General features: G+C 73.1%; 10 protein-coding genes. 6 read left to right on the top strand and 4 right to left on the bottom strand.

The genetic code is table 11. The features are described 5' to 3' along the window. The first annotated feature begins 185 nt into the window (after window positions 1-185). Window positions 186-1,394, top strand: a complete 1,209-nt coding sequence (locus AB0912_RS08955; protein WP_366697270.1) for a CaiB/BaiF CoA-transferase family protein — start codon at window positions 186-188, stop codon at window positions 1,392-1,394. Window positions 1,395-1,759: 365 nt separating this feature from the next. Here the strand turns inward: AB0912_RS08955 and AB0912_RS08950 are convergent, their stop codons facing one another. The 3 genes from AB0912_RS08950 to AB0912_RS08940 all read right to left on the bottom strand — a co-directional run bounded on the left by AB0912_RS08950 (window position 1,760) and on the right by AB0912_RS08940 (window position 3,505). Next, window positions 1,760-2,029 (bottom strand): hypothetical protein, encoded by a 270-nt coding sequence (locus tag AB0912_RS08950; protein ID WP_366697269.1) that lies wholly within the window; start codon window positions 2,027-2,029, stop codon window positions 1,760-1,762. A 115-nt stretch (window positions 2,030-2,144) separates the two neighbouring features. Beyond that, the gene (locus tag AB0912_RS08945; RefSeq protein ID WP_366697268.1) at window positions 2,145-2,966 is read right to left on the bottom strand and encodes an anti-sigma factor; all 822 of its coding nucleotides are present in this window, start codon (window positions 2,964-2,966) and stop codon (window positions 2,145-2,147) included. Beyond that, on the bottom strand, window positions 2,963-3,505 hold the full coding sequence (locus AB0912_RS08940) for a sigma-70 family RNA polymerase sigma factor (RefSeq protein ID WP_366697504.1): 543 nt from the start codon (window positions 3,503-3,505) through the stop codon (window positions 2,963-2,965). The genes AB0912_RS08945 and AB0912_RS08940 overlap by 4 nt, the downstream gene beginning before the upstream one ends. 248 nt (window positions 3,506-3,753) lie before the next feature. On the opposite strand from AB0912_RS08940, the gene AB0912_RS08935 reads away from it, so the two are divergent. The 4 genes from AB0912_RS08935 (at window position 3,754) to AB0912_RS08920 (ending at window position 10,542) form a co-directional block, all read left to right on the top strand. Next, a complete protein-coding gene (locus AB0912_RS08935) occupies window positions 3,754-5,289 on the top strand; it encodes a DUF4331 domain-containing protein (RefSeq protein ID WP_366697267.1) in 1,536 nt (511 codons plus the stop codon). Between the two features lie 121 nt (window positions 5,290-5,410). After that, complete coding sequence (locus tag AB0912_RS08930; protein ID WP_366697266.1) at window positions 5,411-6,949, top strand: tetratricopeptide repeat protein; 1,539 nt, start codon at window positions 5,411-5,413, stop codon at window positions 6,947-6,949. Next, window positions 6,946-8,811, top strand: a complete 1,866-nt coding sequence (locus AB0912_RS08925; protein WP_366697265.1) for a sulfite exporter TauE/SafE family protein — start codon at window positions 6,946-6,948, stop codon at window positions 8,809-8,811. Before AB0912_RS08930 ends, AB0912_RS08925 begins: the two co-directional genes overlap by 4 nt. 45 nt (window positions 8,812-8,856) lie before the next feature. Next, window positions 8,857-10,542 (top strand): serine/threonine-protein kinase, encoded by a 1,686-nt coding sequence (locus tag AB0912_RS08920; protein ID WP_366697264.1) that lies wholly within the window; start codon window positions 8,857-8,859, stop codon window positions 10,540-10,542. Here the strand turns inward: AB0912_RS08920 and AB0912_RS08915 are convergent. After that, window positions 10,512-11,318: an SGNH/GDSL hydrolase family protein gene (locus tag AB0912_RS08915; protein ID WP_366697263.1), complete on the bottom strand. Its 807-nt coding sequence runs from the start codon at window positions 11,316-11,318 to the stop codon at window positions 10,512-10,514. The genes AB0912_RS08920 and AB0912_RS08915 overlap by 31 nt on opposite strands. 346 nt (window positions 11,319-11,664) lie before the next feature. On the opposite strand from AB0912_RS08915, the gene AB0912_RS08910 reads away from it, so the two are divergent. Further along, the gene (locus AB0912_RS08910) at window positions 11,665-12,021 is read left to right on the top strand and encodes a hypothetical protein (protein WP_366697262.1); all 357 of its coding nucleotides are present in this window, start codon (window positions 11,665-11,667) and stop codon (window positions 12,019-12,021) included. Window positions 12,022-12,342 lie beyond the last annotated feature (321 nt).

The raw sequence follows: 12,342 nt of genomic DNA, 5'->3' as shown, positions 1-12,342 counted from the left end.
AACCCGAACCGCCCCCTCCCCGCACGACGACGGAACCCGAACCGCCCCCCTCCCCGCACGACGACGGAACCCGAACCGCCCCCCTCCCCGCACGACGACGGAACCCGGACCGCCCCCCCTCCCCGCACGACGACGGAACCCGGACCGCCCGCCCTCGCGCATGACAAACGCGTCGCCGAGGAGCCATGATCCACCGCATGCAGCCACAGCCTCTGCCCCTCGAAGGCATCACCGTCGTCGCGGTCGAACAAGCGGTCGCGGCACCCTTCGCGACCCGCCAGCTCGCCGACCTCGGGGCCCGCGTCGTCAAGGTCGAGCGGACCGACGGCGGGGATTTCGCCCGCCGTTACGACTCCGCGGCCTCGGGTCTGGCCTCGCACTTCGTGTGGTGCAACCGCGGCAAGGAGTCCGTCGCCGTCGACATGAAGGACCCGCGCGGACTCGACGTCGTCCGCCGGCTCGTCGCGGACGCCGACGTGTTCGTGCAGAACCTCGCGCAGGGGGCGGCGGCCCGGCTCGGCCTGGACGCGGCGACCCTGTGCGCCGAACACCCGCGGCTGATCGCCGTGGACGTCTCGGGGTACGGGCCGTCCGGCCCCTACGCCGGCAAACGCGCGTACGACATGCTCGTGCAGTGCGAGGCGGGGCTCGTGTCGGTGACCGGGACGCCGGAGCAGCCGGTGAAGGCGGGGATCCCGGCGGCGGACATCGCGGCGGCCATGTACGCGTTCTCCGGCGTTCTGGCCGCGCTGGTACGCCGCGGCACGACCGGGCTCGGCGGCCCGGTGGAGGTGTCGATGCTGGACGCGCTGGCCGAGTGGATGGGCTATCCGCTGCACCACGCGATGCACGGGGGCACTCCGCCGGCGCGCACCGGTCTCGCGCACTCCGTCATCGTCCCCTACGACGTCTATTCGACGGCGGACGGCGGACGGGTGCTGTTGTCGGTCCAGAACGACCGGGAGTGGCGACGGCTTGCCCAACAGGTTCTGGGAACCCCGGAGTTGGCGGACGATCCGGGGTACGCGACGAACCCGGCGCGGGTGGCGAACCGGGAGCGGGTGGACACGCTGGTGGCGAAGGCACTCGGCGCGCTCGGCGCCGACGAGGCGGTGGCCCGGCTGGAGGCGGCGGGCATCGCCTGCGCGCGTCTGCGGGACGTGCTGGAGGTGGCGGAGCATCCCCAGTTGGCGGCCAGGAACCGCTGGCGGGACGTGGACTCCCCGGCCGGCCCGCTCCGGGCTCTGCTGCCCCCGATCACGCTGCCGGGCGGAGAGGAGGCACGCATGGGAGCCGTCCCGCGCCTGGGCGAGCACACGGGGCCGGTGCTGCGGGGCCTGGGCATGACGGAGCCGGCCATCGCGGCGCTGCGCCGGGACGGGGTGGTGCGCTGAGCTGTGCGGATACCCGGTTCACCAGGGGCGATGACACCGGGGGCGATGACATGGGGGGTACGCGGGCAGGGGCCGTGTGCCGACTGTGCGGCCCCCGCACGAAGGCGCTCATGCGGCGCGGGGCGCGTGGGCCGGGCGGGGTGGGGCGGATCAGGTGTACGGGTGGGGGGTGCAGCTCGGGTGGGGCGGAGAGGGGTGGCTCAGGCGGGGCGGATCGGCTCGGGGCGTGGGTGACCCGCGCTCCGGCCGTGGTGGCCACCGGGCGCCGCTGCCTGCCGTGGGGATGACGGACGCGGAAGGGCAGCGCCGCGCGGGCCGGTGGGCCGCCGGAGCGCGAGTCGGGGAACGCCGGTGCCGGCAGCCGCTCAGTGGCCGCCGAACAGCGAACGGCGCAGCCGCCTGAGCGGCGCGAACAGCGAGACCCGCCGCACACGCGCACCCCTGGAGCCGCTGTCGTGCGCGGTGTCACGGGCGGTCAGCTCACGCATCAGCGACGTCGCCTCGACCGTCTCGCGTTGCGGTATGGCGGGACCGCCCAGCACCGCGAGATGGCGGTCGAGACGCGAACTGGTCGCGCTGCTCCCGCACGTGATCGCAGGGACGCGTGCCCTGCTGCGCACTGTTATCTGTTCCATGTCACTCCCCACCCGTACGAGTCCACCCGGCCCGGGCAGGCTAACCCTATCGCTCCCTCATGGCACTCGTGTATCGCGGTCCCAGGATTCACCATCTCTGTAAGGGGGTTGACGGTTACTCTCCGAATCCAACCGTTTCCAGGGCGAGTTGGAGAACCGGCTGCGTAGTGGGCTGTATTGACCCTCCGTGAGGTTCGACGGTCACAGCGAGTGACGTCGCGTCGGGGTTCAGTCCGTCGGCGATCAGGGGCGTGTCGCCGTCGAAGAGGCCGAGAGAGCGCGGTTTCCCGTCGGGGCGCATCAGCCAGAGCTGGTGGACGCGCCCTCCCGGCGGGGTACCGAGCCCGCTCGGTGTCACGACGGCGCGCCGCTCCGAGGCGGAGGCCACGACGGCGATCCCGCGCCCCCGCGCGTCCCGTTCGCCGGTCGCGCGAGCGTCCGGGGCGGCGAGAACGTGTGCGATCTCACGTGCCTGGGCGCGCTCGCGGTCGAGGCTGTCCCGCGTCTGGGCCGCCTGCACGGCGAACAGGGAGGCGACGACGAGCGCCGCGGCGGCGGTGGCCGTGGCGAGCGGGGCGAGGAGCGGGCGGAACCGTGGCGAGCGGGCCCGGGCCGGCGGTCCGGCGGTCCGCGCGTGCGCGGTCCGGACGTGGGCGGTCCGCGCGTGTGCGGTCCGGTCGCGGGGGGCCGGTTCCTGCGGGGTGGTGCGTACGGCGTGCAGGACCCGTTCGCGCAGGGCGGCCGGCGGGGGCGCCGCGGTGGACCAGGCGAGCCGTACGGCGTCCTCGGTCAGCGCCCGGACCTCGTCGGCGCAGCGTTCGCAGCGGGTGAGATGGCGTTCGAAGCGGCGCCGCTCGTCGGGTTCCAGGGCGTCGAGGGCGTAGGGGGCCGCGAGGGAGTGCAGATCGCGGCCGAGCAGTTTGTCGAGGACGCTCACGCGCCACCTCCCAGGCAGTCGCGCAGCCGGGTCAGACCGTCGCGCATACGGGTCTTGACGGTGCCGAGGGGCAGCGACAGCCGCTCGGCGACCTCCCGGTACGTGTAGCCGTCGTAGTAGGCGAGGGTGACGGACTGGCGTTGCAGCGCGGTGAGCCGGTCGAGGCAGCGGCGGACCCACTCGCGTTCGAGTCCCGCCTCGACCTCCTCGGCGACCTGGTCGAACGCGGGATGGTGGAGCCGCCGGCCCTCGCGCTGTTCGCGTTCGGTGGCGGCGCGGGCGCTGCGCACCCGGTCGACCGCCCGGCGGTGCGCGAGGGTGAGGACCCAGGACAGGGCGGTACCCCGTCCGGGGTCGAACCGGGCGGCGGAGCGCCAGAGTTCGAGCAGCACCTCCTGGGACACCTCCTCCGACTGCGCGGGGTCGCGCACCACGCGGCGCACCAGTCCGAACACCGGCCCGGAGACCAGTGCGTACAGGTCCTCGAACGCCCTCTGGTCGCCGCCGGCCACCCGCAGCAGCAGTTCGTCGGCCTCCACCCGTCCCCCTCTCCGGACGTGCACGGTCCGCCCCCTCCCTCAGTGTTCGCAGCTCCCTGGGTGTTCGCAGCGAACGTCTCTTCGGATGGGTTACGGATCGCGGAGCCGAAAACGCGAGCCCGCCGCGAAGGAGTTCGCCGTCCGCCGTGGAACGGGGCGTCGCGAACAGGTTTGAGATGCGACCAATCCGGTTCCCCCACCGCTCCGAATGGCGGGCGTCAGGCAAGTTGGACATGAGGACGGACGGCATGACACCTATCTCCAGGAGCGGCGGGGGACGCAGGTCTCTCGCGACCCTCGTATGCGGTGCGCTGGCCGCCGGGGCACTCGCGGCCGCCGGCGTGACCACGCTGCAACCGGGGGCGGCCTCCGCCTCCAGCCACCGGGAGGCCCCGCTGATCTCGGGCACTCCGCAGTACGACAACACGGACGTGTACGCGTTCGTGAGCCCGGACAAGCCCGACACCACGACCATCGTGGCGAACTGGATCCCCTTCGAGGAGCCGGCCGGCGGCCCGAACTTCTACACGTTCGCCGACGACGCCCAGTACGACCTGCACATCGACAACAACGGTGACGCGCAGGGCGAGTTGATCTACCGCTACACCTTCCGCACGCACCGCAAGAACGGCGACACGTTCCTGTACAACACGGGTCCGGTCACCAGCCTCGACGATCCCGACCTGAACATCACGCAGACCTACGACATCGACCTGCTGCGGCTGCGCGACCAGAAGCTGGTGTCCCGGACCAAGATCGCGGACGATGTGCCGGTCGCGCCGTCGAACGTCGGCAAGGCGTCGATGCCGGACTACGCGAAGCTGCGCGCGCAGGCCGTGCACAGACTGGCGGGCGGTTCCACGACGTTCGCCGGACAGGCCGACGACCCGTTCTTCCTGGACCTGCGCGTCTTCGACCTGCTGTACGGCGGGAACCTGACCGAGGTCGGGCGGGACACGCTCAAGGGCTACAACGTCAACTCCATAGCCCTGCAGGTGCCGAACGCCATGATCCGTGAGTCGGCGGAGCAGCCCGTCGTCGGTATCTGGTCCACCACCCAGCGCAAGGACGCCCGCGGCGGCTGGACGCAGGTCTCGCGGCTCGGCATGCCGCTGGTGAACGAGGTCGTCAACCCGCAGAAGGACAAGGACAGGTTCAACGCGTCCGCTCCCTGGAACGACGCCCAGTTCCTGAAGAACGTCACCAACCCGGAGCTGCCCAAGCTCATCGAGGCGATCTACAAGATCAAGGCCCCGGCCGAGCCGCGCAACGATCTGGTCGACGTGTTCCTGAAGGGCGTGAAGGGCCTCAACCAGCCGCCCCATGTGCGCCCGGCCGAGGAACTGCGCCTCAACACCTCGATCGAACCGGCGGCGCATCCCAAGCGGCTCGGTGTGCTCGACGGCGACAACGCGGGCTTCCCCAACGGCCGTCGGCTCTCCGACGACGTGATCGACGCCTCGCTCCAGGTCGTCGAGGGTGAACTGGTCGGTTCCAAGAACGACTTGGGCGACGCGGTCGACAAGAACGACAAGAAGTTCGAGCAGTACTTCCCCTACGTGGCCGAGCCGACGTCCGGTTCGCGCGGCGCGCTCGCCAAGGGCACCGCCGACGGGACCGACGTGCGCAGCCGGCTCGGCGACGCGCTCCAGCCGGCCGCGGCCTCCGGCGGCGGCACCGACACCGTGCTCGTCGCCGGCTCCGCGGCGGCGGGGGCGGCCGGAATCCTGCTCATCGGCACCGGCCTGCGCTGGTGGCGCCGCCGGTACGACCGGGCCTACTGACCCCGGCCTCCCGACCGGCGCGGCCCGCACACACCCCCCACACCCCCCACGGTGCGGGCCGCGCCACCTCCTTCCCGTCTGCCGCGACAACCTGTGCCACCAAGGACTTTGAGGAGAGGGCATGCCTCCGCGTACGAACGACAACGCGACGCCCGACACCGACGCTGACACCCACACCGACACCGGGACCGACGCTGACGCTGACACCCACACCGACACCGGGACCGGGACCGACGCTGACGCTGACATCGACGCCCCGGACGCCCCGGACGCCGCGTCGGATACGTCAGCCGCGTCAGCCGCGTCGGCCACGAGCGGTGTGCCGCCGCGTCGCCGGCGTTCGGCTCAACTGGGCTTCTGCGCGCTGGCGTTGGCCGTCGCCATGACGGCGGGCGCGGTGGTCGTCGGCGCCCTGCGGGATGACGGCGGCACGGCACCCGCCCTCGCGACGACTGGCGCCGGGGTGTCACAACAGGTGCTCGCGAGCGGTGACCTGGACAGGAGCATCACCTCGCTTCAGGCCCATCTCCGCTCACAGCCCGCCGACTTCGGCGGCTGGGCGACCCTCGGCCTCGCCTATGTGGAACAGGCCCGCACCAAGGGCGACCCCTCCCGCTATCCGCAGGCCCAGAAGGCACTGGACCGCTCCCTGAAGCTGCGGCCCCGCTACGACCCGGCGCTCGCCGGCCGGGCCGCGCTCGCCGCCGCCCGGCACGACTTCACCGGCGCCCTGAAGTACGCCGACCTGGCGCTGGAGCAGAACCCGTACAGCGAGCGCGCCCTCTGCTCCCGTATCGACGCGCTGGTCGAACTCGGCCGCTACGGCGAGGCGTCGAAGGCGGCCGACCTCGCGGACTCCCGGCGTCCCGGGGTTCCCGTCTTCACGCGGTACGCGTACGTGCACGAGCTGCGCGGCGACGTGAAGACCGCCCGGCGGGTGCTGCGGCAGGCGCTCGCCACGGCGACGAGCCGGGGCGACATCGCGTACGTGGCGAGCGCGCTCGGCCAACTCGCCTGGAACCAGGGTGACTACGACTCCGCGCTCAGCTTCTACGCGCGGGCGCTCGCCGCCGACGACGGCTATCTGCCCGCCCTCGAAGGCCGGGCCCGCGCCCAGGCTGCGAAGGGCGACCGGGCGGCGGCGATCACCGGCATGGAGCAGCTGGTCCAGCGCTATCCCCTGCCCCAACCCCTGGTCGAACTCGGCGAGTTGTACGAGGCCCGGGGGAAGACCGGTGACCGGGAGAAGGCCCGCGAGCAGTACGCGCTGGTGAACGCGTGGGTGTCCCTCGCCCGCGCGAACGGCGTCGACGCCGACCTCGACACCGCGCTGGCCGCCGCCGACCACGGCGATCACCGGGCGGCGCTGAAGGCGGCCCGCGACGAGTGGGCACGACGGCACACCGTGCACACGGCGGACGCGCTCGCCTGGGCGCTGCACGTCTCGGGCCGCGACGCCGAGGCCCTGCCCCTGGCCCGCGAGGCCACGGCCACCGGCTACCGCAACGCGTCGTTCCTCTATCACCGGGGTGTCATCGAGCGGGCCACCGGACACCGGAAGGAGGCCCGCGCCACGCTGGCCTCGGCCCTGGAACTGCACCCGGGCTTCTCCCCCCTGGGCGCCGAAGCGGCCCGCGCGGCGCTGAAGGCGGCGCGGTGAGGGCCCGCCGGGCGGTCGCCGCGTGGGGCGCGGTCCTGGCCGCCGGGCTCGCGCTCGCCCTGGTCCCGGCCGGGCAGGCGAGCGCGCACCCGCTGGGGAACTTCACCGTCAACCGGTACGACGGACTGGTCGTCGCGCCCGGCGCGTTGCGCGTCGAGCACGTCGAGGACCTGGCGGAGATACCCGCGACGCAGGCCAAGCCCGGCATCGCCCGCCTCGGGATGCCGGAGTGGGCACGGCAACGGTGCGAGGCCGCCGCGCGCGGGAGCGGGGTCACGGTCGGCGGGCACGAGGTCACGCTCACCCCGGGGGCGAGCCGGGCCGTCCGGCGGCCGGGGCAGGCGGGGCTGGACACCCTGCGCGTCGAGTGCCGGCTCACCGCGCCGCTCCCCGAGGACGAGGACGACGGCGAGGGCGAGGGCGAGGGCGAGGGTGCCACCCTCACCGTGCGCTTCCACGGCGCGGGCGCCGACCGGGGACCCGGCTGGCGGGAGATCACCGCGCGGGGTGACCGGATGACGCTCGCCTCATCGGACGTACCGCGTTCGTCGGTATCGGCGGAGCTGACCACGTATCCGAAGGCGTTGCTGTCCTCCCCGGCCGACACCGGCTCCGCGACGCTGCGGGTTAGCCCCGGCGGCCCCGCTCTGGTCGAGGGCCACGGGAACGCCCCGGCCGCCGGCGTGCTGCCGCGCGGCGCCGACCGCTGGACCGAGGCCCTGAACAACCTGGTGGCCCGGCACCACCTCACCGTCGGTTTCGCCGCGCTGGCCCTCGTCATCGCGGTCGGCCTGGGAGCGCTGCACGCCCTCGCGCCGGGCCACGGCAAGACGCTGATGGCCGCGACGGCTGCGGCACGTGGCGGCCGGGCCCGGCTGAAGGACGTACTGCCGCTGGCCGCTTCGGTGACGGTCACGCACACCCTCGGAGTCGTCGCCCTCGGGCTGCTGGTGACCGCGGGGTCGGCGGCGGCTCCCTCGGTGATCGCCTGGCTCGGCGTGTCGAGCGGTGTCCTGGTGACCCTCGCGGGCCTCACGCTCCTCCGCAGGGCCTGGCACCACCGCTCACCGGAACACGCCCACGCCACCACCCCTGCGAGTGAACCCCGGCACACGCACACCACCGACCCGGCGCACGGACACGATCACGGACACAGCCACAGCCACAGCCACGGCCACGGCCACGGCCACGGCCACGAGGCCGCCCACCCCGGCACGGCGGCCACCGAGGCTGGGCCCGGGGCAGACCCCGGCGCGTACCCGCACACCCTGGACGCGCCCGCCGAACACCCCCGTCACCGCCCCCTGGTGCCGGCCCACGCCACCACCACCGCGACCACTGCCACCACCGCCACTGCCACCGTCCTCGCGCGACCACGCACCTCGGTCACCACGTCCCCCCAAACCCACCCCCACACCCACGCCCACACGCACCCACACCCACACGCCCCCCACCCCCACCCCTCCCCCGCCCTCGAACACACCCACGGCGGTTTCACGCACACCCACGAGATCGCTCCGACCCTGCGCGGGACGGTCCTGCTCGGGTTCGCCGGCGGGCTGGTGCCCAGTCCCTCGGCGGTCGTCGTGCTGGTGGGGGCCGCGGCCCTCGGGCAGGCGTGGTTCGGGCTCCTGCTCGTGCTCGCGTACGGCGTCGGGCTCGCCCTGACGCTGACGGCCGCGGGGTTCGCCGTCGTCCGGCTCGGCGACGGGATGAACCGGGTGCTGGCCAGGCGTCCGCGCTGGGCCGGGGGTCGCGTCGTACGGCTCGTCCGCCGGGCCGCGCCCCTGGGGTCGGCGGCGATCGTCGTGGCGCTCGGGGCCGGATTGGTGCTCAAGGGGGCGGCATCCGTCCTCGCCTGAGCTACTTTTGGGGAGAAATCGCGCGGCTGCGAAGGGGGAACGCACGTGTCCCAGGATCCGGGCGGTGAACGGGTGATCGCGGGCCGCTACCGTCTGCTCTCGCCGTTGGGCGAGGGCGGCATGGGAACGGTGTGGCGCGCCCGTGACGAGGTGCTCCAGCGCGAGGTGGCCGTCAAGGAGGTCAGGGCGCCGGCCGGGCTTCCCGCCTCCGAGGTCGAGCGGCTGTACGCCCGGCTGGAGCGGGAGGCGTGGGCGGCCGCCCGGGTCTCGCACCGCAACGTGGTCACGGTGTACGACGTGGCCACCCAGGACGGCCGGCCGTGGATCGTGATGGAGCTGGTCCGTGGCATCGCGCTCTCCGATCTGCTGGACGCCGAGGGGCCGTTGGCGCCGCGCCGGGTCGCGGGCATCGGCGCCGAGGTGCTGTCCGCCCTGCGGGCCGCGCACGCGGCGGGCGTGCTGCACCGTGACGTGAAGCCGGCCAACGTGCTGATGGCGAACGACGGCCGGGTCGTGCTGACGGACTTCGGGATCGCGACCGTCGAGGGCAGTTCCGCGCTGACCATGACCGGCGAGGTCATCGGATCGCCCGAATTCCTGGCGCCTGAGCGGGCGTTGGGGCGTACGCCGGGGCCGGAGTCGGACCTGTGGTCGCTCGGTGTGCTGCTGTACGCGGCGGTCGAGGGCAACTCCCCCTTCCGGCAGAACACTCCGCTGAGCACCCTGCGGGCCATCGTGGACGAGCCGCTGCCGGCGCCCCGCCGGGCGGGTCCGCTCGCCCCGGTGATCGAAGGGCTGCTGGCCAAGGACCCGGCCGGGCGGGCGCGCGCCGACGCGGCCGAGGAGGAGTTGCGGGCGATCGCCGGGGGCGGCCGGACGCCCACCCGGACCGTCGGTCCGCCGCCGCCCGCGGACACGCCCACGATCGGCGTCTTCCACCAGCCGCCGCCGGAGGCGCGGACCCCGTCGGGGAGTTTCGGGCCGCCGCCCGCGGTGACGGCGTCCGCGGCGGCGCCCGCCCCGGAGCCGAACCGTCGCCGTCGGGCGGCCTTCGCGCTGATCGCCGGTGTGGCCGCGCTCGCGCTCGCCGTCGGCGGACTGACGTACGCGCTGACGAACCGTGGCGGCGGGGAGGAGGGGAACAGCGGGCGGGGCAGCGGCGGGGCCGGCGGTGCTGTCGGCGGTGCCTCCGACGGCGGGGCGAGCCGCAGTGGCGCGGGGGCCGGCAGCCCTTCGCCCGGCGGGAGTTCGTCCGCGAGCGCGCCGGGCGCCGGCGGGACCGGCGGCGGGGCGGCGACCACGCGGCCCGCCCAGTCGGTGCGGGTCACGGTGGTGGGGCAGCACACCCACTACGCGGGGGTGTGTCCGCCGCCCGGCGCGGAGGCGCCCTCGTTCACGGCGACCTTCACGGTGGGCCGCGTACCGGTGGACGTCGAGTACCGGTGGGTGACGGAGACCGGCGAGGTGACCGACAAGAGCTGGAAGACGCTGTCGTTCCCGGCGGGCGGCGGCAGGACCCGGCAGACGACGGTGGTGGCGACGACGTACGACACGAGCGGGGAGTTCGCCAACTCGATCCGCGTGGAGGTGCGCGGCCCGGTCCACGCGGCGTCCGCGCGGGTGCCGTTCACGATCACGTGTGCGACGGAGACCCCGAGCGACGAGGCCTCCGCTTCCGCATCACCTCAGGGCGGGACGGTTCAGACCGCTCCGCTGAACACGGGGAGGTAGCCGCCGGACTGGCCGGCCGCTGTGGGGTGGTACGACTCGCCGATGTCCAGCAGGTTCAGGCTGTGCAGCCAGACGCTGCCGGAGCAGATCTCGTGGCCCGTGAAGGTGCCCCGGACGTCACCGAAGGTGAAGCCGTAGGCGGCGGCCCGGGCCGCGATCGCGCTGTCCAGATAGTCGGCCGCGCCGTTGATGGCGGACCGTTCGGCCTCGGAGAGGCCGGCCAGGCAACTGCCGTTGAGCTTGTAGAAGCGGGGATAGCCGAGGACGACGACGTGGGCGGAGGGCGCCTTGGAACGGATCGCCGAGTACACGGAGTTGAGCTTGCCGGGGAGGGTGGAGTCGACGTACGCCTTCGCGGTCGCGATGCGTGACAGGCAGGAGCTCTCGGACTGCAGGACACAGGTCGTCATGACGTCCGAGAAACCGGCGTCGTTGCCGCCGATGCTGATCGAGACGAGGGTGGTCGAGGAGTTGAGCGGGCCGAGCTGGTTCGCCGTGACATCACCCGTACGAGCGCCCGAGCAGGCGGTGAAGGCGAACGAGGCGGGTGAATGCGCGGTCTTCCAGAGATAGGGGTAGGCCTTCGTGCTGCGCTTGCAGTCGCCGCTCTCGCTGGTGTAGCTCCCGGCGCCGACGCCGGACGAGTAGGAGTCGCCCAGGGCCACATAGGCGGTGGCGGCGGCTGCTTGAGCCCGCGCCGTGGCCGCCCCGGTGAGGGTGACGCCGACGGCGAGGAGGAGTGAGGTCACGTATGCCGTGATTCGGGAACGTCTCATGGAACCTCCCTTTAGCAGGATCTCTGCCACAACTTTGGTAGCAGCTACGCGCATTGACAGGAAGTGTTCATGCCAAGACTTCTTTCGCCGCTGCTTCGGAAACCCGTGAACGCGCCCCCTGCGCACCTTGACGAGCCCGGACCCGCTGCGCCACATTGAAGCCCGGCATCCGGCGCGTCGGGGGGCAAAGTCGCCAATGCAGACCTTACGGATCAAGACATCTTCATCCGGCACCGCGAAGGAGCCGCGGGGGCGCCCGCGAAGGGGCCCGGGAAGTGACCCGGGGAGGGGTCCCGGAAGGGATCTGCTCCCCCTGCTCGCGGGCGGCGCGACCACGGTGGGGGCCGTGGGCGCGCTCCTCGCGCTGGCCGACGCGGACTCGCCGCTGCGCGGGCCGTGCGCGCTGTTCTTCCTGCTCGCCGCGCCGTCCGCCGCCATCGGCGTGGCACTGCGCGGACTCGACCCGTTCGGCCGCGTCCTCACCTCCGTCGCCGGTGCCGTCGTGCTGAACATGCTGGTGGCGCAGGGCATGCTCGCCGTGCACCGCTGGTCGGTCCCGGGCGGCATCGGCGCGGTCACGGCGCTCAGTTGCCTGATCCTGCTGCTCGCGCTGGTGCGCCGGCGGCGCGCTCACGGACCCCGCGAAGGAGTCCCCGAGGAACCCTCAAACGGATCGGGAAAATCCGTTCGAGGCGCAAGGTAACGGTCAAACCAACAAAAAGGTGAGGCCTGGTTCAGGCCTTGCCATACGGGCGCAATCGTCAATACCGTCGTACATCTCACCCGCATCGGTCCATCATCAGCGGCTCCAGGGGAGGGCTCAGGACCGCGATGGTTCCCGGCGCGGGGCGCGGTTGGGGGGTGCCGTTCTCGGTGACCAGACAGATGCCGAGTCGGGCCGCGCAGCCTGCTCCTCAGTTCGGGGCGGGCAGTTTTCGCCAGCTCACCCGGCATGGGCGGAGATCCGTTCCGGCATGCCGTCAGTGAGTAACCCCCCTTTCGAACCGGACCAAGAGACGGACCG

The organism is Streptomyces sp. NPDC007084 (genome assembly GCF_040703595.1).
Taxonomy (GTDB): domain Bacteria; phylum Actinomycetota; class Actinomycetes; order Streptomycetales; family Streptomycetaceae; genus Streptomyces.
This window is presented reverse-complemented; position numbering and strand designations above follow the sequence as displayed.

What these genes read in the sequence shown, in the direction of transcription:
- AB0912_RS08950 (WP_366697269.1), bottom strand. Translation starts at nt 2,029, where the DNA reads ATGGAACAGATAACAGTGCGCAGCAGGGCACGCGTCCCTGCGATCACG.
- AB0912_RS08930 (WP_366697266.1), top strand. Translation starts at nt 5,411, where the DNA reads ATGCCTCCGCGTACGAACGACAACGCGACGCCCGACACCGACGCTGAC.
- AB0912_RS08935 (WP_366697267.1), top strand. Translation starts at nt 3,754, where the DNA reads ATGACACCTATCTCCAGGAGCGGCGGGGGACGCAGGTCTCTCGCGACC.
- AB0912_RS08915 (WP_366697263.1), bottom strand. Translation starts at nt 11,318, where the DNA reads ATGAGACGTTCCCGAATCACGGCATACGTGACCTCACTCCTCCTCGCC.
- AB0912_RS08955 (WP_366697270.1), top strand. Translation starts at nt 186, where the DNA reads ATGATCCACCGCATGCAGCCACAGCCTCTGCCCCTCGAAGGCATCACC.